30 protein-coding genes are annotated in these 22,878 nt (G+C 50.6%); 1 reads left to right on the top strand and 29 read right to left on the bottom strand.

What is annotated here, in order from left to right; translation table 11 throughout:
- Positions 1 to 6 precede the first annotated feature (6 nt).
- From tatC to ACIDF8_RS00810, 28 genes are all read right to left on the bottom strand, one after another.
- The gene (gene tatC / locus ACIDF8_RS00945) at positions 7 to 744 is read right to left on the bottom strand and encodes a twin-arginine translocase subunit TatC (protein WP_412008780.1); all 738 of its coding nucleotides are present in this window, start codon (positions 742 to 744) and stop codon (positions 7 to 9) included.
- A 33-nt stretch (positions 745 to 777) separates the two neighbouring features.
- Positions 778 to 1,299, bottom strand: coding sequence for a Sec-independent protein translocase protein TatB (gene tatB, locus ACIDF8_RS00940; protein ID WP_412008779.1), 522 nt, complete (start codon positions 1,297 to 1,299; stop codon positions 778 to 780).
- 13 nt (positions 1,300 to 1,312) lie between these two features.
- Positions 1,313 to 1,495, bottom strand: coding sequence for a Sec-independent protein translocase subunit TatA (gene tatA / locus ACIDF8_RS00935; protein ID WP_412008778.1), 183 nt, complete (start codon positions 1,493 to 1,495; stop codon positions 1,313 to 1,315).
- A 26-nt stretch (positions 1,496 to 1,521) separates the two neighbouring features.
- A complete protein-coding gene (locus tag ACIDF8_RS00930) occupies positions 1,522 to 1,851 on the bottom strand; it encodes a histidine triad nucleotide-binding protein (protein ID WP_412008777.1) in 330 nt (109 codons plus the stop codon).
- Entirely contained in the window at positions 1,848 to 2,168 is a 321-nt protein-coding gene (locus ACIDF8_RS00925; RefSeq protein ID WP_412008776.1) for a phosphoribosyl-ATP diphosphatase, read from the bottom strand. Before ACIDF8_RS00925 ends, ACIDF8_RS00930 begins: the two co-directional genes overlap by 4 nt.
- A complete protein-coding gene (gene hisI / locus ACIDF8_RS00920; RefSeq protein WP_412008775.1) occupies positions 2,161 to 2,544 on the bottom strand; it encodes a phosphoribosyl-AMP cyclohydrolase in 384 nt (127 codons plus the stop codon). The genes ACIDF8_RS00925 and hisI overlap by 8 nt, the downstream gene beginning before the upstream one ends.
- On the bottom strand, positions 2,541 to 3,305 hold the full coding sequence (gene hisF / locus ACIDF8_RS00915; protein ID WP_412008774.1) for an imidazole glycerol phosphate synthase subunit HisF: 765 nt from the start codon (positions 3,303 to 3,305) through the stop codon (positions 2,541 to 2,543). The genes hisI and hisF overlap by 4 nt, the downstream gene beginning before the upstream one ends.
- Positions 3,305 to 4,045, bottom strand: a complete 741-nt coding sequence (gene hisA, locus ACIDF8_RS00910) for a 1-(5-phosphoribosyl)-5-[(5-phosphoribosylamino)methylideneamino]imidazole-4-carboxamide isomerase (protein ID WP_412008773.1) — start codon at positions 4,043 to 4,045, stop codon at positions 3,305 to 3,307. The genes hisF and hisA overlap by 1 nt, the downstream gene beginning before the upstream one ends.
- 53 nt (positions 4,046 to 4,098) lie before the next feature.
- Entirely contained in the window at positions 4,099 to 4,743 is a 645-nt protein-coding gene (gene hisH / locus ACIDF8_RS00905; protein ID WP_412009628.1) for an imidazole glycerol phosphate synthase subunit HisH, read from the bottom strand.
- A gap of 12 nt (positions 4,744 to 4,755) precedes the next feature.
- Entirely contained in the window at positions 4,756 to 5,346 is a 591-nt protein-coding gene (gene hisB, locus ACIDF8_RS00900) for an imidazoleglycerol-phosphate dehydratase HisB (RefSeq protein ID WP_412008772.1), read from the bottom strand.
- Positions 5,347 to 5,492: 146 nt separating this feature from the next.
- Complete coding sequence (hxlA, locus tag ACIDF8_RS00895) at positions 5,493 to 6,377, bottom strand: 3-hexulose-6-phosphate synthase (RefSeq protein ID WP_412008771.1); 885 nt, start codon at positions 6,375 to 6,377, stop codon at positions 5,493 to 5,495.
- Between the two features lie 217 nt (positions 6,378 to 6,594).
- Positions 6,595 to 7,659 (bottom strand): histidinol-phosphate transaminase, encoded by a 1,065-nt coding sequence (gene hisC, locus ACIDF8_RS00890; RefSeq protein WP_412008770.1) that lies wholly within the window; start codon positions 7,657 to 7,659, stop codon positions 6,595 to 6,597.
- Between the two features lie 9 nt (positions 7,660 to 7,668).
- Positions 7,669 to 8,964 carry a histidinol dehydrogenase gene (hisD, locus tag ACIDF8_RS00885; RefSeq protein ID WP_412009627.1) on the bottom strand — a complete coding sequence of 432 codons (1,296 nt, stop codon included), beginning with the start codon at positions 8,962 to 8,964 and terminating at the stop codon, positions 7,669 to 7,671.
- A 13-nt stretch (positions 8,965 to 8,977) separates the two neighbouring features.
- Entirely contained in the window at positions 8,978 to 9,619 is a 642-nt protein-coding gene (gene hisG, locus ACIDF8_RS00880) for an ATP phosphoribosyltransferase (RefSeq protein ID WP_412008769.1), read from the bottom strand.
- 2 nt (positions 9,620 to 9,621) lie between these two features.
- On the bottom strand, positions 9,622 to 10,887 hold the full coding sequence (gene murA, locus ACIDF8_RS00875; RefSeq protein WP_412008768.1) for a UDP-N-acetylglucosamine 1-carboxyvinyltransferase: 1,266 nt from the start codon (positions 10,885 to 10,887) through the stop codon (positions 9,622 to 9,624).
- Between the two features lie 2 nt (positions 10,888 to 10,889).
- The gene (gene grxD, locus ACIDF8_RS00870; RefSeq protein WP_412009626.1) at positions 10,890 to 11,198 is read right to left on the bottom strand and encodes a Grx4 family monothiol glutaredoxin; all 309 of its coding nucleotides are present in this window, start codon (positions 11,196 to 11,198) and stop codon (positions 10,890 to 10,892) included.
- A gap of 31 nt (positions 11,199 to 11,229) precedes the next feature.
- The gene (locus tag ACIDF8_RS00865) at positions 11,230 to 11,475 is read right to left on the bottom strand and encodes a BolA family protein (protein WP_412008767.1); all 246 of its coding nucleotides are present in this window, start codon (positions 11,473 to 11,475) and stop codon (positions 11,230 to 11,232) included.
- A gap of 54 nt (positions 11,476 to 11,529) precedes the next feature.
- Positions 11,530 to 12,336 carry an ABC transporter permease gene (locus tag ACIDF8_RS00860; protein WP_412008766.1) on the bottom strand — a complete coding sequence of 269 codons (807 nt, stop codon included), beginning with the start codon at positions 12,334 to 12,336 and terminating at the stop codon, positions 11,530 to 11,532.
- Positions 12,333 to 13,247: an ABC transporter ATP-binding protein gene (locus ACIDF8_RS00855; protein WP_412008765.1), complete on the bottom strand. Its 915-nt coding sequence runs from the start codon at positions 13,245 to 13,247 to the stop codon at positions 12,333 to 12,335. Before ACIDF8_RS00855 ends, ACIDF8_RS00860 begins: the two co-directional genes overlap by 4 nt.
- Positions 13,248 to 13,321: 74 nt before the next feature.
- Positions 13,322 to 13,615 (bottom strand): STAS domain-containing protein, encoded by a 294-nt coding sequence (locus tag ACIDF8_RS00850; protein ID WP_412008764.1) that lies wholly within the window; start codon positions 13,613 to 13,615, stop codon positions 13,322 to 13,324.
- 27 nt (positions 13,616 to 13,642) lie between these two features.
- Positions 13,643 to 14,245, bottom strand: coding sequence for an MlaC/ttg2D family ABC transporter substrate-binding protein (locus ACIDF8_RS00845; RefSeq protein WP_412008763.1), 603 nt, complete (start codon positions 14,243 to 14,245; stop codon positions 13,643 to 13,645).
- 24 nt (positions 14,246 to 14,269) lie between these two features.
- Positions 14,270 to 14,812, bottom strand: a complete 543-nt coding sequence (gene mlaD, locus ACIDF8_RS00840) for an outer membrane lipid asymmetry maintenance protein MlaD (RefSeq protein WP_412008762.1) — start codon at positions 14,810 to 14,812, stop codon at positions 14,270 to 14,272.
- A 34-nt stretch (positions 14,813 to 14,846) separates the two neighbouring features.
- On the bottom strand, positions 14,847 to 15,641 hold the full coding sequence (gene mlaE, locus ACIDF8_RS00835) for a lipid asymmetry maintenance ABC transporter permease subunit MlaE (protein WP_412008761.1): 795 nt from the start codon (positions 15,639 to 15,641) through the stop codon (positions 14,847 to 14,849).
- Positions 15,641 to 16,444: an ABC transporter ATP-binding protein gene (locus ACIDF8_RS00830; RefSeq protein ID WP_412008760.1), complete on the bottom strand. Its 804-nt coding sequence runs from the start codon at positions 16,442 to 16,444 to the stop codon at positions 15,641 to 15,643. Before ACIDF8_RS00830 ends, mlaE begins: the two co-directional genes overlap by 1 nt.
- A gap of 129 nt (positions 16,445 to 16,573) precedes the next feature.
- Positions 16,574 to 17,212: a type II secretion system protein gene (locus ACIDF8_RS00825; RefSeq protein WP_412008759.1), complete on the bottom strand. Its 639-nt coding sequence runs from the start codon at positions 17,210 to 17,212 to the stop codon at positions 16,574 to 16,576.
- A 193-nt stretch (positions 17,213 to 17,405) separates the two neighbouring features.
- Positions 17,406 to 18,548 carry a c-type cytochrome biogenesis protein CcsB gene (gene ccsB, locus ACIDF8_RS00820; RefSeq protein ID WP_412008758.1) on the bottom strand — a complete coding sequence of 381 codons (1,143 nt, stop codon included), beginning with the start codon at positions 18,546 to 18,548 and terminating at the stop codon, positions 17,406 to 17,408.
- A 24-nt stretch (positions 18,549 to 18,572) separates the two neighbouring features.
- Complete coding sequence (locus tag ACIDF8_RS00815; protein WP_412009625.1) at positions 18,573 to 20,492, bottom strand: cytochrome c biogenesis protein ResB; 1,920 nt, start codon at positions 20,490 to 20,492, stop codon at positions 18,573 to 18,575.
- Between the two features lie 204 nt (positions 20,493 to 20,696).
- Entirely contained in the window at positions 20,697 to 21,338 is a 642-nt protein-coding gene (locus ACIDF8_RS00810) for a c-type cytochrome (RefSeq protein ID WP_412008757.1), read from the bottom strand.
- 110 nt (positions 21,339 to 21,448) lie between these two features.
- On the opposite strand from ACIDF8_RS00810, the gene yihA reads away from it, so the two are divergent.
- Positions 21,449 to 22,084: a ribosome biogenesis GTP-binding protein YihA/YsxC gene (yihA, locus tag ACIDF8_RS00805; RefSeq protein WP_412009624.1), complete on the top strand. Its 636-nt coding sequence runs from the start codon at positions 21,449 to 21,451 to the stop codon at positions 22,082 to 22,084.
- Positions 22,085 to 22,147: 63 nt separating this feature from the next.
- Here yihA and trmB read toward each other — a convergent pair whose 3' ends face one another.
- Positions 22,148 to 22,867 (bottom strand): tRNA (guanosine(46)-N7)-methyltransferase TrmB, encoded by a 720-nt coding sequence (gene trmB / locus ACIDF8_RS00800; RefSeq protein WP_412008756.1) that lies wholly within the window; start codon positions 22,865 to 22,867, stop codon positions 22,148 to 22,150.
- Positions 22,868 to 22,878 lie beyond the last annotated feature (11 nt).

Here is a 22,878-nt window from a genome sequence, read left to right as displayed (position 1 = left end):
AATTCATCAAGCAGTGGGTGCACTGTCTGCTGGCGATTGCGGCAACCAACGGACAACCAGCAAGCCCAATTCATAAAGCAACCATAGCGGGATGGCCAACATACATTGGGAAACAATGTCTGGCGGCGTGAAAACGGCACCCAATACAAAAGCACCTACAATCACATAAGAGCGTGCTTCTTTCAGTTGCGCCAAATTCACCCAGCCCATCAAGGCAAGCAGGATGACAGCGATAGGCACTTCAAAGGCAAAGCCGAACGCCAAGAACATACCGATGACAAAGTCCAGATATTCAGCGATATCAGTCATCACCGCCACACCTGCCGGAGCGCTGCCCACCAAAAAGCCAAATACGACGGGAAACACCGCAATATAGGCAAATGCCATGCCCATAAAGAATAAAACAATGGCTGCAGCCAGCAAAGGCCGAATCAATCGTTTTTCATGCGCGTACAAGCCGGGCGCAATAAACGCCCAACATTGATAGATCATCCAGGGTAAGGCTATCAGAAAGGCAGCCATCATGGTCACCTTCATCGGCACAAAAAACGGCGTGGTCACCGCAGTAGCAATCATTTGCGCCCCTTGTGGCAACTTTGCCAGCAGCGGCGCCGCCAGCAAATGGTAAATGCGGTCAGCAAACGGGAACAAGCATACAAAAACCACCAGCCAGCCCGCAACAGCGCGCAATAAACGGTTACGCAATTCAATCAGGTGGGAAATAAAGCTTTCTGTGGGTGTCATATTTAATGCGGCCGCAAAGACTGAGCGCCTGGGCTAGGAAGATGGTGCGTCGTTGGGTGATTTCACTGCTTTACGGACGCGACGTTTTGTTGGCGTTGGTGCAGTGGCTTCTGCAAATAATTCTGCTTGAGGGGTAGGCGCCTGCATCATCACTAGCGGTGATTGCTGCGCAGTTGCACTGTCCTCAATCGCATGTTCATTAACGATGTTGTTTTTAGTGGCTGACTGACGTTGTCGTGGCTTGCGTGGTTTTTTAACTGGTTCCACTTCTTGAATCTCGGGCTCTGCCGTCGCTTCTTGAGTGGTGGGCAGAATCGTGTTCGCCGCCTCATCATACACCGACTGCAGACCAGACTTTACCTCATCTTGCAACTGCTGCAATTCAGCGAAGCGAGCCTCCCTGTTAACTTCGTCTTTCACCTGGGTAACAAAGCGCTGCATACGGCCAAAAAAAGCGCCCGCAGTGCGGGCGACTTTAGGCAGCTTTTCGGGCCCAATCACCACCAGGGCAACCAGGGCAATCACCAGTAATTCTGAAAAGGAAATATCAAACACAATCAGTCAGTGCTTACTTACTCTTGTCAGAAATCTCGTCAGGTTTGGAGCTATCCTTACCCTCATTCATTGCTTTCTTGAACTCATTGACCGCGCCGCCCACGTCACCGCCAATATTACGCAGTTTTTTGGTGCCGAATACCAGCACCACAATCAACAATACAATCAGCCAATGCCATAAACTAAATGAACCCATTGCAATCTCCTTAAGCGCCCACTTCTTTAAGCGGCAGGGCCGCCACCAAACACATGCAGATGGATATGGAACACTTCCTGACCACCTTCACGCCCGACATTCACCACGGTTTTATAGCCAACCAGTCCCTGCTCTGCGGCCAATCTCGCTGCCAGCAACATCATTTTCCCAAGCAGGGCCTGATGCTCAGCGGTACATTCTTTCAATGTCTCAATATGCGCTTTAGGCACAATCAAAAAATGCACACGTGCCAATGGCCGAATATCATGAAAAGCGATGACTTCATCATCTTCATATAACGTTTTCGCCGGGATACTACCAGCCACTATTTTGCAAAAAATGCAATCCGCACTCATTCTTTCCTGCTCGCTTTCTCAACGATGCCAGATAATCCTTCACGGCGTGCAAGTTCATTGAGCACATCCTGCGCCTGCAAGCCCGCATGACTTAACATCACCAAGGTATGAAACCACAAATCTGCAGTTTCATAAATCAGTTCCTCTCTGTTGCCGCCTTTGGCCGCAATCACCGTCTCCGTCGCCTCTTCTCCCACCTTTTTGAGAATACTATCCATGCCTTTGGCATAGAGTTTGGCGACATAAGAGCTGGCAGGGTCGGCAGCCTTACGGGCTTCCAGCAACTCCGACAAGCGGCTTAATACGTCATCACTCATGATAGATCGCTTTCGGGTCTTTAAGGATAGGCTCTATGGTTACCCAGCGATCATCCTGCAATTGCTGGAAAAAACAATTGTGCCTTCCGGTGTGACAGGCAATGCCACCCAATTGTTCGACCGTGATCAGCACGACATCATTATCACAATCAAGGCGGATATCATGCACGATCTGTGTATGGCCAGACTCTTCACCTTTGTGCCATAGTTTGTTACGGGAGCGTGAATAATAAACCGCATGGCCGGAATCTTTGGTCAATTGCAAGGCTTCGCGGTTCATCCAGGCAAACATAAGAATTTTGCCCGTGTCTTTTTCCTGGGCGATGACCGGCACCAAGCCTTCTGCAGTCCAGGCAACTTGATCCAGCCAGCTCATCGCACTTCTATCCCATGTTCGCGCATATAGTCTTTCGCTTGCTGCACAGTAAACTCACCATAGTGAAAAATGCTGGCGGCCAGAACGGCGTCAGCGCCACCCACAGTGACACCATCCACCAAATGCTGCAGATTCCCGACGCCACCAGAAGCAATCAGGGGCACATCGACAGCTTCACTGATGGCTTTATTGAGCGGGTTATTGAAGCCAATCTTGGTTCCATCACGGTCCATACTGGTAACCAGCAACTCGCCAGCCCCCAGGCTGACCATTTTTTGCGCCCATTTGACAGCATCCAGGCCGGTCGGATTACGTCCACCGTGAGTAAACACTTCCCACTCAAATGGCTGGTTATCGACTTTCTTGGCATCAATCGCGACCACAATACATTGTGATCCAAAACGGCCAGCGGCATCTTCAACCACTTGCGGATTGACCACAGCAGTTGTATTGATGCTGACTTTGTCGGCACCTGCATTGAGCAGTCGCCGGACGTCTTCTACCTTACGCACACCGCCGCCAACCGTTAATGGAATAAAAATCTGCTCGGCGACACGTTCAATAATGTGCAGGATCAGGTCGCGGTTATCTGAGCTGGCGGTAATATCCAAAAACGTCAGTTCATCCGCACCTTGGTCGTTGTAGCGCTGTGCAATTTCCACCGGATCACCGGCATCGCGCAGCTCAAGAAAGTTGACGCCCTTGACGACGCGGCCATCAGTCACGTCCAGACAGGGAATGATACGCTTAGCGCAACCCATTATGCGGACAATTCATCCGCCAACTGCTGCGCAGCGGCAAAATCCAGGGTACCTTCGTAAATAGCGCGGCCGGTAATGGTGCCCATGATGCCTTCGCTCTGAACTGCACACAAGTTTCGCACATCATCCAGATTAGTCACACCGCCACTGGCGATTACTGGAATCGTTAATGCCTGCGCCAATGCCACTGTCGCTTCAATATTGACGCCAGTCAACATGCCATCACGGCCGATATCGGTATACACAATACTTTCCACACCGTAATCTTCAAACTTCTTTGCCAGGTCGATGACGTCATGGCCCGTCAACTTCGACCAACCATCCACAGCGACTTTACCATCCTTGGCATCCAGGCCGACCATGATCTGGCCAGGGAAAGCATAACAAGCCTCATGCAAAAAGCCTGGATTTTTGACAGCTGCGGTACCAATGATGACGTAACTGATCCCATCATCAAGATACCGCTCAATGGTATCCAGATCGCGGATGCCGCCACCGAGCTGAATCGGGATATCTCCACCCACGGCAGCCACAATCGACTTGATCGCCCCTTCATTGACGGGCTTGCCCGCAAAAGCACCATTCAAGTCCACCAGGTGCAAACGCTTACCACCTTTATCTACCCAATGCCTGGCCATGGCTGCAGGATCTTCGGAAAATACAGTGGACTCTTCCATCAGTCCCTGTTTCAAACGCACGCAGTGGCCATCTTTTAAATCAATTGCTGGAATGATTAACATGTTGTTTTCAGTAGATAAATAACGAGTAGTGACTAAAACGACTGCAAGCCCTATCAGGGCTTCCAGTTTACAAAATTACGTAAAAGTTGCAAGCCTGCGCTGGCGCTCTTTTCCGGATGAAACTGCACAGCAAACACGTTATCACGTGCTATCGCCCCGGTAAAATCAAAAGGATAGGCAGTGGTTGCGGCGGTCAATCTTGGCTCAGCGGGAGCCACATAATAGCTATGCACATAATAAAACCGCGCCTGATCGGAGATGTCTTGCCACAAGGGATGCGACTGGGTTTGATGCACCTGACTCCACCCCATATGTGGGACTTTGAGTTTCTCACCCTGCGCATCAATCATTTGTGCATGCGGAAAACGTTTGACTTCACCAGAATACACTCCAAGGCCAGGCACATTGCCTTCTTCGGAATGCTCAAACAACATTTGCAACCCGATACAAATGCCGAGAAAAGGCTTTTGCTGCGTTGCATCAATGACGGCATGGCGCAAATTGCGTGCATCCAACTCGCGGATACAATCGGGCATGGCCCCCTGACCGGGAAAAACCACCCGCTCCGCCCGAGCGATCTCGGCCGGGTCACTGGTGACGGCAATGGTTGTATCGGGGGCAACGGCTTTGAAAGCATTGGCAACAGACCTGAGATTCCCCATGCCATAATCAACGATGGCAATGTGTAAACGATTCATCATAAACAGAGGCTATAGCGTGCCTTTGGTGGAAGGCATCAAGCCTGCCATGCGTGAGTCTGGCGTCGCCGCCATACGCAAGGCACGGCCAAACGCCTTAAAAATCGTTTCAGCTTGGTGATGCGCATTGTTACCTTTAAGGTTATCTACATGCAGCGTGACCAACGCATGATTGACAAAGCCCTGGAAGAACTCATGAATGAGATCCACATCAAACTCGCCGATCATGGCGCGCGTAAAAGTGCAGTCAAACTCAAGTCCAGGACGGCCAGACAAATCCAGTGCGACGCGGCTTAATGCTTCGTCAAGCGGCACATAGCTGTGCCCGTAACGGGTCAAGCCTTTCTTATCGCCCACGGCCTTGTTGAAGGCCTGACCCAAAGTAATGCCGATATCCTCCACCGTATGATGGGCGTCAATGTGCAGATCGCCTTTGGCATGAATTTTCAGGTCTATCATGCCATGACGGGCAATTTGATCCAGCATGTGATCCAGAAAACCCAGTCCACTATTCAGGTCTGAATGGCCTGTCCCATCTAAATCAATGGAGACAGTAATTTGGGTTTCTAGCGTGTTACGCGTAACTTCGGCTTGACGTGACATATGAGAAGAAAGGTGATCACTGAGAATTTGCAAGTAATCAGCATTTTACAGCAAGTCTTGCCAGACAGGCAAAAGCAGTTGTTAAAAACAAAAAAGCAGCCCATCGGGCTGCTTTTTTGAATCATGCCTCTAAAGAGAGGGGTCGATTATTTTGCTTCTTCAGTTGCTGGAGCAGCTTCAGCAGCTGGTGCTTCAGCGGCAGGTGCAGCTTCTTCAGCGGCTGGCGCTTCGGCAGCTGGTGCTTCAGCGGCAGGTGCAGCTTCTTCAGCAGCAGGCGCTTCAGCAGCTGGCGCAGCTTCTTCAGATTTTTTGCCCAACAAAGAGAAAACCAAGACTGCAGCTACTGCAGCAATGATCCATGGCAGCAACTTGTTACCACCTTTAGCAGCACCAGTACCTGCACCGTGTGCAATTTTAGTGATTTCAGTCGCCGCTGCCGCTGGATCAGCAGCACCGTAGATCGCTGCACCAGCAACCACGATGTCAGCACCAGCATCAACAACTTGCTTTGTCGTTGCAGCTTTAACACCACCTGCAACAGACACTTTAGCGCCAGTTTTCAAACCGGACACCAGACCCAAGTCAGCAAACGGAGTTTGACCAGCTGCTTGTTGATCCAAGCCAGTGTGCACGCCGATGATGTGTGCGCCCAACTTAACAACTTCCAGCGTACGTGCTTTTTTGTCTTTAACGTTGATCAGGTCGATTTGCGCTTCTTTGCCATATTTGTTGGCAGCATCGATCACACCTTTAATAGTACCGATGTCAGCAGTACCCAAAACGGTACAAATGTCAGCACCTGCTTTGTAGAAAGGCTCGGCTTCGTAGAAACCGGCATCCATTGTTTTCAGGTCAACAAGAATTTTGTTGTTAGGGAATTTTGAACGCAATGCTTTCAACAATTCGATACCGTTGTGCTTGATGCAAGGGGTACCGATTTCCAAGATATCAACGTGTGGCGCCACTTTAGCTGCTAAAGCGATCGTCGCGTCAAAATCCAATGAGTCCAATGCCATCTGGGTTTGTGCCATTTTTCTTCCTCCGAGTTTGCTCTATTTTCAATCCAATGAATCTATGCGCAGCAATTATGCAAACGCAACCGTCACTGCACATTATGTACAATAGCGTGCATCATAACCGGATTTGCCACACAATGACAATATTCGCTGGATTTTTTTTACAGGCGATGGCTATCAATTACCAGCGATTCGCCGCTAATTTAGGTCAAATCTCGCGCTTTTAGCAACATCAAGCACGCAGCAACTCACGGATCGCCGCTATCAAGGCCTGATTTTGCGGCTCGTTCCCAATCGTAATGCGTAAAAACTCAGAAATCCTGGCTGGTTTTTTGAAATGACGGACGATCACGGCACGTTCGCGCAAGCCGGTTGCCAGCTGCTCTCCGGCATAATCGGGATGACGGGCAAAAATGAAATTTGCGCCCGAGGGTAACACCTCAAATCCCAGCCCTTGCAACGACTGCACCAATTGCTCACGCGAAGCAATCACCTGCTGACGGGTCTGTTGAAAGTAAGCTTCATCCGCCAAGGCAGCAATTGCCCCCGCCTCAGCAAAACGGTCCACCGGATAAGAATTAAAACTATCTTTGACCCGGATTAATGCTTCAATCAGTGTCGCGTTGCCCAAGGCGTAACCCACCCGCAACCCAGCTAATGAGCGTGATTTTGAATAAGTGTGCGTCACCAGCAAATTGGGATAGCGTGCAATCAGTTGCACAGCCGACTCGGTACCAAAATCCACATAGGCTTCATCCACCACAACCACAGACTGTGTATTGTGCTGCAGCAAACGCTCGATTTCACGCAAGGGCAGCGGAATCCCGGTCGGTGCATTGGGATTCGGAAAAATAATCCCGCCGTTTGGACGCAAGTAATCGTCAATGGCAATTTCAAACTGTGCATTGAGCGGAGTGGTCTCAAAGCGGATGCCGTACAAACCGCAATAGACCGGATAGAAACTGTAGCTAATATCCGGGAACAATAGTGGCAAATCATGCTTGAGCAATGCCTGAAACACATGCGCCAACACTTCATCCGAACCGTTGCCAACAAACACCTGATTTGACTGCACGCCATGATACTCAGCCAACGCCGCCTTCAAGCGACTGGAGTCAGGATCTGGATACAGGCGTAAACTGTCTGCCGCCTCAGCCTGTAAAGCCGCAATCACCTTGGGGCTAGGCCCATAAGGGTTTTCATTGGTATTCAGCTTGACCAGATTTTGCAACTTGGGCTGCTCACCCGGCACATAAGGGGTCAGCTCATGAACAATCTTGCTCCAATATTGACTCATGGCTCCCTCTTATTTCAGGCGATACTCAGCGCTACGCGCATGCGCCTGCAGGCCTTCGCCATATGCCAGCGTCGCAGCAATTTTGCCCAATGTTTGCGCTCCGGCAGAAGACACCATAATCAGGCTGGAACGCTTCTGAAAGTCATAGACGCCCAGTGGCGAACTGAAGCGCGCAGTCCGTGAAGTCGGTAATACGTGGTTAGGACCCGCGCAGTAATCACCAAGCGCCTCACAAGTATCGCGCCCCATAAAAATCGCCCCGGCATGCTTGATCTGCTTACTAAAAGCCAGCGCATCCTCCATAGATAATTCCAGATGTTCCGGCGCGATATAGTTACAAATCTCAGCGGCTTCAGCCAGGTCTTTTACCTGTATCAGTGCGCCGCGATTTTGCAGAGAAGTGCGGATAATGTCCTGACGCGGCATATCAACCACCTGGCGGGCAATACTCTCTTGCACCTGATCCAGGAACGCCGCACTTGGAGACAACAAGATCGCCTGCGCCAACTCATCGTGCTCAGCCTGGCTGAACAAATCCATCGCTGTCCAATCGGGATTGCTCTTGCCATCGCTAATGACCAGAATCTCAGATGGACCAGCCACCATGTCTATGCCAACCACACCAAACACCCGGCGCTTGGCGGCGGCGACATAAGCATTGCCTGGCCCCACAATCTTGTCTACCTGCGGCACGGTTTCGGTACCATATGCCAGCGCACCCACCGCCTGGGCTCCGCCAATACAGAATACCCTGTCCACCCCACAAACCGCGGCGGCGGCAAGCACCAAGGGATTTTTCTCACCATTTGGCGTAGGCACCACCATCACCAGCTCTTGCACACCCGCCACTTTGGCAGGAATGGCATTCATCAACACAGACGAAGGATAGGCTGCCTTGCCGCCAGGCACATACAAACCAACGCGATCCAGCGCAGTGACTTGTTGACCAAGCAAGGTACCATCTGCTTCGGTATATTGCCAGGACTGCATCACCTGCTTTTCGTGGTAGCTACGCACTCGTGCAGCCGCCGCTTGCAAGGCTTCCCGCTGCGCGGCAGGCAGGCCAGTTAATGCTGCTTGCAGTTCTGCTTGTGGAATTTCCAATGCTGCAAGACTACTTGCATTGGTTTTATCAAAACGGTTGGTGTACTCAAGCACGGCGGCATCGCCACGCGCCTTGACGTCTTTGAGAATATTGGCAACAACTTGGTCTATGCTGTCATCTTGTGCGGTCTCAAAAGCCAGTAATGCCTTTAACTCCGCATTAAAGTCCTGATCCTGTGTATTTAAGCGTTTAATCTTCATCATTTTATAAACATTAATCCTTGCGGACCGCGCCCGCAAAGCTATCAACAATCGGCTGCAACAAAGGCCGGTTCACTTTATAAGAAGCCTGGTTGACCACCAGACGCGAACTGATGGCACCAATCTCTTCTACAGCTTTGAGCTTGTTGGCGCGTAAAGTTCCGCCCGTACTGACCAAATCGACAATGGCATCGGCCAACCCGACCAATGGGCCCAACTCCATGGAGCCATACAGCTTGATCAAATCCACATGCATTCCCTTGGCGGCAAAATGCTCGCGTGCCGTTTTTACATACTTGGTCACCACCTTGAGGCGCGCACCTTGGCGGATACTGGCTTCATAATCGAAGTCATCCCGTACAGCCACCATCATTTTGCAGCGCGCAATATTCAAGTCCAGCGGCTGGTACAAGCCCTCACCACCATGTTCATCCAGCACATCTTTACCGGCAATTCCCAAGTCAGCTGCACCGTATTGAACATAGGTAGGTACATCTGTGGCACGGACGATCACCAGCCGCACATCTTCGCGATTCGTTGGCAAGATCAATTTACGTGAAGACTCAGGATCCTCTAGCGCATGGATGCCTGCTGCGGCCAACAATGGCGTGGTCTCCTCAAAAATACGCCCCTTGCTGAGTGCGATAGTAATCATGTTTAGTTCGATCTGCGCACTTTGGCGCCCAGTTGATTCAATTTTTCTTCGAGCTTTTCGTAGCCGCGATCAAGATGGTAAATCCGGTCGATCACAGTCTCACCTTCCGCCACCAAGCCTGCCAGCACCAAACCAGCAGACGCGCGCAAATCGGTAGCCATGACGTTCGCACCTTCCAGCACGGAAACACCTTTGACCAGTGCAGTATTGCCCTGCACATCAATATTGGCCCCCATGCGCTGCAACTCTTGCACATGCATAAAGCGGTTTTCAAAAATGGTTTCGATCACGGTAGACACGCCCTCTGCCACCGTATTCATCGCCATAAACTGCGCCTGCATATCGGTAGGAAACGCCGGGTGTGGTGCGGTACGTACATTGACCGCTTTTAGCTTGCCATCACTTTTCACCGTAATGCTATTCGCGTCATGGCTAATTTGTGCGCCAGCTTCGCGCAGTTTCTCTATGACCGCTTCAAGCAAATCAGGCCGCGCATTCTTCAAGGTCACTTCACCACCGGTCATCGCTGCAGCCACCATATAGGTGCCCGCCTCAATACGGTCACATACAATATGGTGCTGCGCACCGAGCAAACGCTCCACGCCTTCGATGGTAATGGTGTCTGTGCCTGCGCCTTTGATTTTGGCACCCATTTTATTCAGGCATTCCGCCAAATCAACTACTTCCGGCTCTTTGGCAGCATTCTCTAGCACTGTCGTGCCTTGAGCGAGTGCAGCAGCCATCATCAGATTTTCTGTGCCGGTTACGGTGACCAAGTCCATGTAATATTTAGCGCCCTGCAAGCGACGGTTAGGTAAGTGCAAGGTGCTGGCCTGGATGTAACCATGCGTGATATGCATGGCAGCCCCCATGGCTTGCAGGCCCTTGATATGCAAATCGACCGGTCTTGACCCAATCGCACAACCGCCAGGCAGTGACACGCGTGCCGTGCCAAAACGGGCCAGCAACGGGCCCAGCACCAGGATTGAGGCGCGCATGGTTTTGACCATCTCGTAGGTCGCCTCAAACGAAGCGACATCACTGGCATCCAGCGTCACTTGGTCAGCCTGTTTGCTGACCTTGACGCCCATGGTGTCCAGTAACTTCAGGGTAGAGGCCACATCGCGTAACTCGGGCACACCGGTCAGGGTAAAGGGTGTCTCCGCCAGCAATCCTGCGCACAAAATCGGCAGCGCTGCGTTTTTGGCGCCGGACACGACGACTTCGCCGTGCAAAGGCACGCCGCCTTCAATAATCAGTTTGTCCAAAATTACGCTTTCGCCAACAGTTCTTGCAATTCACCACTTTGGTACATACTGCGCATGATGTCCGCACCACCAATAAACTCACCGTCCACATAGAGCTGTGGAATCGTTGGCCAGTTGGCATACTGTTTGATACCTTCGCGAATGTCCATATCCTGCAACACATCTACAGCAACAAACTCGGCCCCACAGGCATTGAGGATTTGTGCAGCCACACTAGAAAAACCACATTGTGGAAATTTGGGGCTGCCTTTCATATACAACACCACTTTGTTGTTGCTCACTGTCTCTTTGATTTTTGCTTGTACATCCATCATTCATCACTCCAATTGTATTATTTGCGTATCAGGCCTGCATTTGCTGCCATTGCGCCGGGGTATAGGTTTGCATAGATAACGCATGAATTTCAGCGCGCATGCGGTCACCCAACGCAGCATAGACCAGTTGGTGCTGCTGAACCATGCGCTTGCCTTCAAAGGCCGGGCTCACGATCACCGCATCAAAATGCGTCCCATCATCGCCATTCACTTTCAGGTAATCGCACGCCAAACCACTCAGGATATATGCTTCTAATTGCGCTGCTGTTAACACAAAACCTCTCTTACTCTGGAAAATGCAGTTTCAAGCTGCCAGTCACATGACACGCTAACTGCGTAATTTATAACCGGATTTTAACATCTTTAGGCATAGCCACGCTAATCCGAGCAAGAAGCTGACCACCACTGCGAGGCTCAGCCATGGCGAAACATCGCCCTGGCCAAAAAAGCCATAGCGAAAGCCATCTATCATGTAAAAAAACGGATTCAATTGCGAAACCGCCTGCCAGAAAGGTGGCAACGAGTGAATCGAATAAAATACCCCGGATAGGAATGTCAGCGGCATGATGACGAAGTTCTGGAACGCTGCCATCTGGTCAAACTTGTCCGCCCAGATCCCGGCAATGACACCAAAGGTTCCCAGTAATGCACTGCCACAAAACGCAAAGGTGATTATCCAGCCCGGGTGCACGGTGGGCACCGAAACAAAGCAAAGCGCCACCAGATAAATACTGAGTCCCACCAGCAAACCACGGATCATGGAAGCCGCCAGGAAGGCGGTAAAAAACTCCAATGTCGTCAACGGTGTCAGCAACAAAAAGACGATATTACCCATGACCTTGGACTGAATCAGGCTGGAAGAGCTGTTGGCAAATGCATTTTGCAACAATGACATCATCATCAGGCCGGGCACCAGAAAAGCGGTATAACTCACCTGATCGTAGACTTTCACATGCGACTCCAGCACATGCGAAAAAATCAGCAGGTATAACAACGCTGTCAGGATGGGCGAAGCGATGGTTTGAAATGCCACACGCCAAAAACGCAGCAATTCCTTTTTAAATAGGGTATAAACGCCCCGCCGTTGCGGGCTGATTTTGTCGTCCAGCCAGAAAAAAGGATTCAGCCACTTCATGCGCGATCTCCTTGCTGATTCCCCACCAAGTTAAGAAAGACATCTTCCAAATCCGCTTCTTGCAGCTGCATATCCAACACCTCTACGCCTGCTTGACGCAATGTGGTCAGCACACTTTCCACTTGGGGCAACTCAGCAATCGCCAAGATACATTCCTCACCATTTTGCTGCTTTAGTAGTGGCTGGAGTGACGCCGGCAACGCCGAAGACAGCCGCAATGACAATTGCTTGGCGGCATGACTCTTAAGCAAGGCACGCGTGCTATCCAGCGCCACAATCCGGCCCTGTTTCATCATCGCCACTCGCTCACACAGTGTTTCTGCCTCTTCCAGGTAGTGCGTGGTTAAAATAATGGTGTGCCCTTGCTGATTCAGCTTTTGAATAAAAGCCCACAGCATTTGCCGCAGCTCGACATCGACCCCTGCAGTAGGCTCATCCAATACAATCACAGGGGGTTTATGCGCCAGGGCCTGTGCAATCAAGGCACGCCGCTTCATGCCGCCCGATAATTTGCGCATATTGGTGTACGCTTTATCGGTGAGCCCCAAGCCTTCGATGATTTCATCGACCCAGGCATCATTCTCGGGCCCATGTCCAAAATAACCCGCTTGAAAACGCAACATTTCACGCACATTAAAAAACGGATCAAACACCAGCTCTTGCGGCACCACCCCCAAGGCATTACGCGCACGCTGATAATCGGACTGCACGTCATGCCCCATAATCCGGATGCTGCCGCTGGTCGGTTGCAACAAGCCCGCCATCAAGTTGATCAAGGTAGATTTTCCGGCGCCGTTCGGGCCAAGGAGCGCAAAAAACTCGCCTTGTTCAATTTGCAAATCCACGCCTTTTAAGGCTTCAAACTGACCAAAACGCTTGGTAACACCTGTGATTTCTATGGCTGCAGCCACGCAGTTCCTTTCGCTATCCCCAAAAAACGAAACCCCACCTCGTCAGAGCTGGGGCTGTTAGACTATATGCAGAGTTAATTCAACAAGAATCCATCTACACCATATAACTGCATTAAACTTCGCAGATTGTCTGGCACCCCGACCACGGATACGGCTCCCGCTTGTTCATGCGCATGCTTGAGTTGCCGCTGTATTTCAAGAATCATGCTCACGGCCACCGTATCCACTTCGTTCACTTGGGAAAAATCCAAGGTCAATGGCGGTTCTAGGTGCAACTTTTGCACATCAGCCAGCGTTTCACTGATGTTATTAATCAGTAAATTGCCACTGAAGTGCAAGGTATTCTGCTGTTGCGTTACTTGAGCCACTGATTTCTCCCAGTATCTATCAGGCAATTATTTGCCTGTCGCCGCCTTGTTCTTGTCCGCTAATTTTTTCGTCAGGCTATCCAGGCCATTTTGGCGAATTTCCTGCGCAAATTGGCTGCGGTAGTTAGTGACGAGGCTCACACCTTCAATCACGATATCAAAGACTTTCCACTCATCGCCTTTTTTACCCAAGGTGTAGTCAACCGCAATCGGATCACCACCTGGCTGCTGAATCGCAGTTTTAACCGATGCCGTATCAGCATTTGGCTCCATGCGGAAAGGTTTGTATTCAATCACCTGATTTTTGTATTTGGACAAAGCAGTTGCATAGGTACGTAACAACAAGGTCTTGAATTCCGCCTGGAAAGCCGTTTTTTGTTCAGGCGTTGCATTGGTCCAGTTTTTACCCAGCACCAGCCGTGAGACCTTCTCAAAATCAAAGTTAGGCAAGATTTTTTCTTCGGCCAGGCTGAAAATCTTTTGCTGGTTTCCTGCTTGAATATCCTTATCGCTCTTGATGACTTCAATCACATCATCGGCAGTCTTTTTTACCAGTTGATCTGGTGCCATTGCCGCCAGCGCTACACCACTGACCAGCCACATGGCTACTGCCATCCACCATTTTTTCATCGCTATCCCTTTATATCGTTTGAATTATTTGCCCACTTTATCCAGTGGACTGGCATCTAACGCATCTCCCGTGGTTTCGGTTGATGCCGCTGCCGTTTTATTTGCATTGTCGCCTTCTGTCGCCTTGCTATACAAAAACTGGCTAATCAGTTTTTCCAGAACAACCGCGTCTTGTGTCTGGGTAATCTTGTCGCCATTCTTCAGGTTCACTTCGTCACCACCAGCCTCTAGGCCAATATATTGCTCGCCGAGCAAGCCAGCAGTATAAATATTGGCAAAGGTATCCTTAGGAAAAGCATAACGCGTGTCAATGTTCAGACTCACAACCGCTTCATAAGTTTTGGGATCAAACACAATATCGTTGACTCGCCCCACCACAACCCCGGCACTTTTGACAGGCGCGCGTGGTTTCAACCCACCAATATTTTCAAAGTTTGCAGTCACTGTATAAGTCTGGCCGATATTGCTGGTCGTCAGGTTGCCCACCTTCATGGCCAACCCCAGCAACGCTGCCAACCCCAGCGCCACAAATATCCCCACCCATAAATCAATTGTTGTTCTTTCCATTGCTACTCCCGCAAATATCTCGTACGCCGTCTGACTAAACCGCGATCATGAACGAGGTTAATATAAAATCCAGGCCCAATACTGCCAGCGATGAGGTCACCACTGTCCGCGTGGTCGCACGGCTCACGCCTTCAGCAGTCGGTGGCGCATCATAGCCTTCAAACAAGGCAATCATGGTACAAGCGACACCAAACACCAGGCTCTTCAGCACGCCGTTCAGGATGTCGAATTGCCAATCGACATTGGCTTGCATCTGTGACCAGAATGCGCCGGCATCGACGCCAATCAGCGGCACAGCCACCAAATAGCCGCCCAAAATACCTACCATCGAGAACAACGCAGCCAAGACCGGCATGGCGATGACGCCCGCCCAAAACCGTGGGGCAATAACACGTGCGATGGGACTGACTGCCATCATTTCCATGGCAGAAAGTTGCTCTGTCGCTTTCATCAAGCCGATTTCAGCGGTAATGGCTGTACCGGCACGCCCGGCAAATAACAAGGCGGTGACCACCGGGCCCAGTTCACGCACCAGGGCCAAGGCAACCAAGACGCCAATCGCCTCCGACGAGCCATATTTTTGCAGCGTGTTATAGCCCTGCAAGGCAAGCACCATCCCGACAAAAAAAGCAGAGACCAGAATAATGATCAGCGAGAGGACGCCAGTAAAATAAACTTCGCGGATAGTGAGGCGAAAACGACGGAAACTCTCACCGGATGAAATCAGCGTTAGCCACAACAAGCGCCCACCGGCACCCAAACGCCAGATTTTATTGATAAAACCCGCTCCCAGTTTAGTCAGCAGACGCTTAATTTTATGTACGATCATTAACGCGCCCCTCTTAACAAACTGGCATGATACTCAGGTGCTGCGTAATGGAAGGGAACCGGACCATCTTTTTCACCATGGACAAATTGATGTACAAATGGCAACTCTGACCGGCGCAAGTCATCAGGTGACCCTTCAGCAGCCACCACGCCGTCAGCGACAAAATAAACGTAGTCTGCAAACTGGAAAGTTTCTTCAACATCATGCGTGACGATGATAGAGGTCGCGCCCAGCACATCGTTCAGACTGCGGATCAAGTCGCAAATCACCGCCATGGAAATCGGGTCGAGTCCGGCAAATGGTTCGTCATACATGATAATGCTCGGGTCCAGTGCAATTGCGCGAGCCAGTGCGACGCGCCTAGCCATCCCGCCCGACAATTCTGTGGGCATTAACGCATGCGCACCACGCAAACCGACCGCATTCAACTTCATCAGCACTAGGTCGCGAATCATGCTTTCGGGCAAACTGGTATGTTCACGCATGGGAAAGGCGACATTTTCGTAGACGGATAAATCGGTGAATAACGCGCCATGTTGGAATAACATGCCCATTTTCCGGCGCAAGCGGTAAATGCCTTCTCTGTCCTGCTGGTGCACCACCTCACCAGCCACCTGCACCTGACCTTTGGTTGGCTTTAATTGGCCGCCAATCAATCGCAATAAGGTAGTCTTGCCGCTCCCACTGCCACCCATGATGGCAACCACCTTACCCTTGGGGAACGTCATGTTGATGCCTTTATGCAACAATCGGCCTTTATAACCGAAAGACAGGTCTTGAATTTCTACAATTGCGTTCGCCATAGGAAGTGGGAGTTGTAAATCGGCTCTTATTCTAAAACAGATTCAAATTGAAATGATGTATGTATCCTACATAACACAAAAAGCCTGAGAAACCAGGCTTTTTGTATCAGCAATGTGTTGTATTCTACACTAAAAACTCATGCAAACTAAATAAGGCGTAGCCGCTACTGGTGCTGCAACACCGGCACTGGGCGTACCATTCACCACCACGCGCATAGCTCCGGTATTGCCGACTCCATCATCAAGCATGGTGTCTAATTGCGCCGCATATCGCCCTAAAATCGCATCAGAACACATGGCGTGTGCGCTGTTAAAAGCCCCTGCCGATACCGCCGTTAACGCTGCCACGCTGCTGACACCCACTTGACCACCTTCACTATTCCGCGGGGCATACTGCGCACTGGTAGTATCCGTCGATCCAGTCGCCAACCCTGCCAAGCGCAAATGTTGCCAGATTAAAAACGATTCATCAGTCGCGGTCTTGGAATCCCAGTCTCCCTGAATCAAGCCATTTTGCAACTGCCCATTAGTACTGGCATTGGTGCCGTTGACATGAATATCCGCCGCATGATCATCTCCTGGTAACACACGAAAGCGGTCTTGGTATCCATAAAAGTAAGTTGGGACATTCCTGAAGTCACTGGCCAGACTTTTTACCTTGGCATTTGCAATGAGCTCCTGCCCTCGCATCACCCCCGCCAAAAGCAATCCGGCGATTACCAGCACAATCGCCAATTCAATTAATGTAAACCCTTGTTGTGTTTTCATGTTAAATCCTCCTGATAGCTTAAATTCGTTTTTAAAAGCATGTCCTAAGGCGTTGCTGCGCAGGCCTATGAATCTCGCGCTGCGCAGAATCAACTTTAACATCAATTAAATATATTTAACAAATAAAACAAGAGGGGTACAAAAAAAACGGGCAGATGTTTACACATCTGCCCGTTTTGATGACTGGCGCTAATCAGAGCGTACCGTAAGAGTGCAAGCCACTCAAAAACATATTCACACCCAAAAATGCAAACGTTGTCACCAGCAGCCCCACCAACGCCCACCAGGCCAGCATGCTGCCACGCAAGCCTTTCATGAGGCGCAAATGCAACCATGCCGCATAATTCAACCAGACAATCAGCGCCCAAGTCTCTTTAGGATCCCATGACCAGTAGCCGCCCCAAGCCTCTGCAGCCCACATTGCACCTAAAATCGTCGCAATCGTGAAAAAGGCAAAACCCACCGCAATCGCCTTGTACATCAAATCATCCAGCACATGTGGCGCGGGCAACCGGCTTGCCAGAATGCCTCGCTTAGCCAGCAGATAAGCGCCGGCAACCATGGCCGCCAGCGAGAAAGCGCCATAGCCAATAAAATTGGCCGGAACATGGATCTTCATCCAGTAGCTTTGCAAAGCCGGCACCAGAGGCTGAATTTCGTTAGCATGCCGGTCAAAGGTGTACCAGAGAATAAAGCCCACCGCGGCATTAATCACCACCAGCACGAACCCGCCTAGCTGGCGTGTTTTAAACAACTGCTCATAATGCAAGTACAGTAGGGCCGTGATCAGGCAAAACAGGATAAAGACTTCATATAAATTACTGATCGGAATATGCCCGATATCGGGTGCAATCAGGTAGGACTCATACCAACGCACCATCAGGCCAACAAACCCAAATAAAGTTGCTGCCCAAGTCAGGGCAGAGGCCACTTTTGCGGTGAATTCTGATTTCTGGAACATGGCCAGCCAATAAGTGAGCATGGCCAACACAAACAGCACATTCATCCACATAATGGCAGACTGGCTGGCCAATAGAAATTTGAGCCAAAAGCGCTGACCGCCATTATTCAAGTCGCCTTGATAAACATAGACACCGATCAAGCTCAACACCGCCACACCCAACACCAGGCGCGCAATGGCTGACCAGCGCCAACCTAAATAACTGAATACCGCCACCGCACCAAACAAAAAGCTGACCTCATAGATATCCATGAAGCCTGCATAGCGCTGATACGAAAAGACAGCCCCTGCCAGCAGGAGAATGGCATATACCCAATCAAACTTGCTTAACGACTGCCAGAATGACACTGGCTTAGATAATGTTGACGAATTCATCTTATTCCCCGATTCAATGACGCATTATGCTGAAGGTGCTTGCAACAGCGTTGAAAGCTGCTGGCGCACGCGCGCAAAGTCCTGATCCAAATCCATATTTTTACGGTTAGACGACATGGCCACCAGAACTTCGTGCTGTGCGGGTTTGATCAATAACCACAAGCGACGTTCCTTAATATAAAACATGGCAAAGATGCCAAGCACCAACATCACCGAGCCCAGGTACACCCAATTCTGCCCAGGTGAGCGCGTTAACTGGAAACCACTGGCTTGTTTAAGTGTGTAATTCTTAAGCTGAAAATAATACGGCGTGCCATAAAAGAATAAGTCATTCATCGCATTCAGGCTATCCTGAATAAAAATGGCACTTGCTTGGTCCTCAGCGATGGGGGCTAAATGACGTTGTTCACGGCTCATTTGATACGCCTGCATCGCTGCACGGTTTAATAACTTGAGGTAAGTTTGCGCAGCCTGCTCGCGCTGGTCTTTGGGCACAGCACTTTCAATAATTCGTGACAACTCAGTGTAACCGCCGCGCTTAAAGGTCTGCAGCAATTGCTGCAAGCTTTGTTCAAACTGAGCTCTTAATGTTGGGTTGTTGCCCGGCATTTGCGCGGCCACCTGCTGCGCAATCGCCTGAATCGACTTGTCATCGCGCAAGGTTTGACGCAAACGCATAAAGCCGGTGATTTCCATTTCGTCATCTGCCGGGATCCGCAAATACTTGAAGTCTTCCTGCACCGTTTCACGCATGCCAGAGACAAAGTAAGCACGGCCATCCAGCATCAGAGGCTGCATATAATTGACATACTCGCGCGCCTGGCCGCTGGCATTACGCAGTTTAAAGGTGGTATTCGGCCCCACATTGTGCGGCTTGCCTTTACCGTCTGCAGAGAGATTGAGGATATTAAACTGCCTGAACTCATTGAACTCAACGGTCAGCTTTTGCGCACCTTCACCCAGCGAGCCTTTTTGCAAGATCACGCCATCGACGTCAAAGCCATCGGGCTGGTTTGCTGCCAAATCCCACAGTTTGAATTTGAGCTGCGAGCCGCCATCCTGAAAGTCAGACTGGTAAATCGCAATGCCTTTGTAAATAAAAGGATGATTCACTCTGACCGTGGCGTCAATCGGTTGCTTCAGGTCTGGATCGATAATGCGGATATCGCTTTCAAAGGACTTAGGCATTCCGGTCGGGTAATGCTCGATACGGAAGTCCTTGAGCATGACGGTAAACGGTAATTCTTGGACGAGATAGCCATCGCGCACCCGCAAAAAAGACACATTATCACGCTCGCCTTCAGGCAAGGTCATATTGGCACGGAAAGACAGGTTACCTACACCCAACCGGCTCTCGGCAGGCACTTGGCGCGAGGGGATATCGCGCGTTTCGACTTTTTTATACCCCAGTAACTCCTGAACCTTGAATGGCAAATTGCCATCCAGCAGCCCGCCAAAACAAATCACCACAATCGCGGCATGAGTGAAAATATAACCGAGTCGCTGATGTGTCCCCAGTTTGGCGGCAATTAACACGTCGCCATTATTTTGTGGTGTGGCTTTGAACGTGTAACGCTCTGCCGTTAACCAACCGGACAACTGTGACTGTAAGGCCGGCGCTGCTGAGGCGGTCGCCAGGCTGGCCTGGTGCTCAAATAAACGCAAGGATTTTTCAGTCGCATGCTCTTTATAGGTTTTCCACTCCTTGAGCATGAGTGGTGTATTCCGCAGCACACAGAGGGTGGTTGAAATCACCAAGAACAGTAAAATCACCAAGAACCAGGCCGCATGATAAACATCCAGCAAGCCCAGCAATTCGAACAATTCAAACCAGAACTGGCCAAACTTGACGATGTAATTGGTATAGGGCTCATTCTGCTTGAGCACCGTGCCAATAATCGACGCAATCCCCAACAGCGTTAACAAGCTCACGGCAAAACGCATGGAGCTGAGCAACTCATAAACACGCTGAGAAAATGAAACGGGTGATTTCAAATCGTTCTCTTCAAAAAGATAGATAAAGTGGGACGTTAGCTACTCGTCAGCTTAACGCAAGGCTCGCTGTTGTGGACGACACAAAATAACAAAGGTTGCATACGGCGACAGTAAAAAAGGTGGCCAAAGCCACCTTTTTTGAGCAGTCAAAAATTAACGCAAACCTTGAATATAGTCTGCAACTGCTTGCATTTCTGCATCGCTCATTTTGCCAGCGATGGTCATCATCATCGGCGCATTCGCACGCTCACCCGTACGGAAAGTGCGCAGCTGCTGCAAGGTGTAATCTGCATGCTGCCCAGCCAGGCGAGGGAACTGCTTGGGTAAGCCAGCGCCAGTCGCACCGTGGCACGCCGCACAGGCTGGCACTTGCGTGGCAGCAATCCCGCCACGATAAATCTTTTCACCCAGTGAGCCCTTACCATTACTTTTCGCTTTATTGAGCTTGATGCTTTGGTTGGAAAAGTATTTGGCCAAGCCTTCCATGTCTTCCTGGCTTAACGCACCTGCCATACCTGACATTACCGCGTTGGCGCGGGTACCTTCTTTAAAATTGGTCAACTGCTTCACCAGATACTCAGGGTGTTGTCCCGCCAGTTTAGGATTGGTGGTGATCACACTGTTACCATCCGCGCCATGACAAGCCGCACAGACGTTTTGCACAATTTTTTCAGGTCCATTCACCGCTGGCGCCGCTGCTGGTGCCGCCGCCGCAGGGGCCGCTTCCTCAGCAAAAACAGGCTGCAATCCGGTTGCCAGCAATAAAAACAATCCCGCTTTAAAACTCTTTAACATATCTGAATGCCCCAACGTTTTTATTCTGCAGCATTTTATCAAACAAAGCCTGTTCGTGATAGCATGCAAGCCTGAATAGTCCACAAATCTTGAGTCAGCTCAACACCACCATGCCTGTTTTCCAAAATGCCCGCTTTCACCTTTCCGCACACCACCTGCGGGACCTGCCGCCTGCCAGTGGCATTGAGGTGGCATTTGCTGGCCGGTCGAATGCCGGAAAATCGAGTGCACTGAACACCTTGGCCAACCACAACCGGCTGGCGTTTGTGAGTAAGCAGCCCGGCCGCACCCAACTGATTAATTTTTTCACCTTAGGCGATGACAAACATTTGGTTGACCTGCCTGGCTACGGGTACGCCAAGGTACCGGAAGCCATGCGCATGCATTGGCAAAACGTGCTGTCACGCTACCTGAGCGAACGCAGCAGCCTGGCCGGCCTGGTATTGGTGATGGACAGCCGACACCCGCTCACGCCACTAGACCGCCAAATGCTGGATTGGTTTTGCCCCAGTGGCAAACCGGTGCACGTATTGCTGACCAAAAGTGACAAATTGTCCCGTAGCGAATCCACCATTACTTTAAACAAAGTCCGCAAAGAGCTCCAGGCCAATTGGGGCAATGCCATTACCGTGCAGCTATTCTCCAGCCTGAAAAAGCAAGGGGTGGATGAAGCCGAAAAAGTGCTGGGCGAATGGTTTTTCAGTGGAGAATCAGCAGCTGAAGCGAACCCGCCAGCAGACGAATAAACCCGGGCAGAGCATAAAAAAGGCAGGCGATACGCCTGCCTGTGTTTGTTGCCGCGGCTAATCCTAGATGCGTTTGAATACCAGATCCCACACCCCATGGCCTAGTTTAAGGCCGCGATTTTCAAACTTGGTGAGTGGGCGGTAGGACGGCTTCTCGGCATACTCTACCGCAGTATTTTGCAATTGCGGCTCCGCACGCAACACCTCAAGCACCCACTCAGCATATTCTTGCCAATCCGTGGCCACGTGAATGTAAGCGCCCGCTTTCAATTTTGAGCACAATAAATTTACAAATTCAGCCTGGATCAAGCGACGTTTATGATGGCGCTTTTTGTGCCACGGATCAGGAAAGAAAATGTGTACCCCATCCAACGCGCCATCTGCCAACATGTGTTGCAATACTTCAACGGCATCATGCTGAATAATACGGATATTCTGGATATCCCCTTCTTGCATTAATTTGAGCAGGCTGCCGACACCAGGCGTATGCACTTCCACCGCCAGAAAGTCGCAATCAGGCAAAGTTTGTGCAATTTTTGCCGTCGCATCCCCCATGCCAAAGCCGATCTCAAGGATTTTTTTGCTCTCGCTACGCGCGAATGCCTGGTTCAGGTCAAGCGGTTGCGGCGTATATTCAATGCCAAATTGCGGCCAGGCCGTCTGCAACGCCCGCTCCTGCCCCTTGGTCAACCGGCCCTGGCGCAGCACAAAACTACGGATACGGCGTTGATACGGTGCTTCATCAATCGGAAGGTTTTGATCTAATTCATTCATGGGCCGCATTATACTTGAGC

It is taken from the genome of Methylophilus sp. 3sh_L, assembly GCF_046766015.1.
Lineage (GTDB): Bacteria > Pseudomonadota > Gammaproteobacteria > Burkholderiales > Methylophilaceae > Methylophilus.
This window is presented reverse-complemented; position numbering and strand designations above follow the sequence as displayed.

What these genes read in the sequence shown, in the direction of transcription:
- tatC (WP_412008780.1), bottom strand. Translation starts at nt 744, where the DNA reads ATGACACCCACAGAAAGCTTTATTTCCCACCTGATTGAATTGCGTAAC.
- tatA (WP_412008778.1), bottom strand. Translation starts at nt 1,495, where the DNA reads ATGGGTTCATTTAGTTTATGGCATTGGCTGATTGTATTGTTGATTGTG.
- ACIDF8_RS00930 (WP_412008777.1), bottom strand. Translation starts at nt 1,851, where the DNA reads ATGAGTGCGGATTGCATTTTTTGCAAAATAGTGGCTGGTAGTATCCCG.
- ACIDF8_RS00925 (WP_412008776.1), bottom strand. Translation starts at nt 2,168, where the DNA reads ATGAGTGATGACGTATTAAGCCGCTTGTCGGAGTTGCTGGAAGCCCGT.
- hisI (WP_412008775.1), bottom strand. Translation starts at nt 2,544, where the DNA reads ATGAGCTGGCTGGATCAAGTTGCCTGGACTGCAGAAGGCTTGGTGCCG.
- hisF (WP_412008774.1), bottom strand. Translation starts at nt 3,305, where the DNA reads ATGGGTTGCGCTAAGCGTATCATTCCCTGTCTGGACGTGACTGATGGC.
- hisA (WP_412008773.1), bottom strand. Translation starts at nt 4,045, where the DNA reads ATGTTAATCATTCCAGCAATTGATTTAAAAGATGGCCACTGCGTGCGT.
- hisH (WP_412009628.1), bottom strand. Translation starts at nt 4,743, where the DNA reads ATGAATCGTTTACACATTGCCATCGTTGATTATGGCATGGGGAATCTC.
- hisB (WP_412008772.1), bottom strand. Translation starts at nt 5,346, where the DNA reads ATGTCACGTCAAGCCGAAGTTACGCGTAACACGCTAGAAACCCAAATT.
- hxlA (WP_412008771.1), bottom strand. Translation starts at nt 6,377, where the DNA reads ATGGCACAAACCCAGATGGCATTGGACTCATTGGATTTTGACGCGACG.
- hisC (WP_412008770.1), bottom strand. Translation starts at nt 7,659, where the DNA reads ATGAGTCAATATTGGAGCAAGATTGTTCATGAGCTGACCCCTTATGTG.
- hisD (WP_412009627.1), bottom strand. Translation starts at nt 8,964, where the DNA reads ATGAAGATTAAACGCTTAAATACACAGGATCAGGACTTTAATGCGGAG.
- hisG (WP_412008769.1), bottom strand. Translation starts at nt 9,619, where the DNA reads ATGATTACTATCGCACTCAGCAAGGGGCGTATTTTTGAGGAGACCACG.
- grxD (WP_412009626.1), bottom strand. Translation starts at nt 11,198, where the DNA reads ATGGATGTACAAGCAAAAATCAAAGAGACAGTGAGCAACAACAAAGTG.
- ACIDF8_RS00860 (WP_412008766.1), bottom strand. Translation starts at nt 12,336, where the DNA reads ATGAAGTGGCTGAATCCTTTTTTCTGGCTGGACGACAAAATCAGCCCG.
- ACIDF8_RS00845 (WP_412008763.1), bottom strand. Translation starts at nt 14,245, where the DNA reads ATGAAAAAATGGTGGATGGCAGTAGCCATGTGGCTGGTCAGTGGTGTA.
- mlaD (WP_412008762.1), bottom strand. Translation starts at nt 14,812, where the DNA reads ATGGAAAGAACAACAATTGATTTATGGGTGGGGATATTTGTGGCGCTG.
- mlaE (WP_412008761.1), bottom strand. Translation starts at nt 15,641, where the DNA reads ATGATCGTACATAAAATTAAGCGTCTGCTGACTAAACTGGGAGCGGGT.
- ACIDF8_RS00830 (WP_412008760.1), bottom strand. Translation starts at nt 16,444, where the DNA reads ATGGCGAACGCAATTGTAGAAATTCAAGACCTGTCTTTCGGTTATAAA.
- ACIDF8_RS00825 (WP_412008759.1), bottom strand. Translation starts at nt 17,212, where the DNA reads ATGAAAACACAACAAGGGTTTACATTAATTGAATTGGCGATTGTGCTG.
- ccsB (WP_412008758.1), bottom strand. Translation starts at nt 18,548, where the DNA reads ATGAATTCGTCAACATTATCTAAGCCAGTGTCATTCTGGCAGTCGTTA.
- ACIDF8_RS00815 (WP_412009625.1), bottom strand. Translation starts at nt 20,492, where the DNA reads ATGCGTTTTGCCGTGAGCTTGTTAACGCTGTTGGGGATTGCGTCGATT.
- ACIDF8_RS00810 (WP_412008757.1), bottom strand. Translation starts at nt 21,338, where the DNA reads ATGTTAAAGAGTTTTAAAGCGGGATTGTTTTTATTGCTGGCAACCGGA.
- yihA (WP_412009624.1), top strand. Translation starts at nt 21,449, where the DNA reads ATGCCTGTTTTCCAAAATGCCCGCTTTCACCTTTCCGCACACCACCTG.
- trmB (WP_412008756.1), bottom strand. Translation starts at nt 22,867, where the DNA reads ATGCGGCCCATGAATGAATTAGATCAAAACCTTCCGATTGATGAAGCA.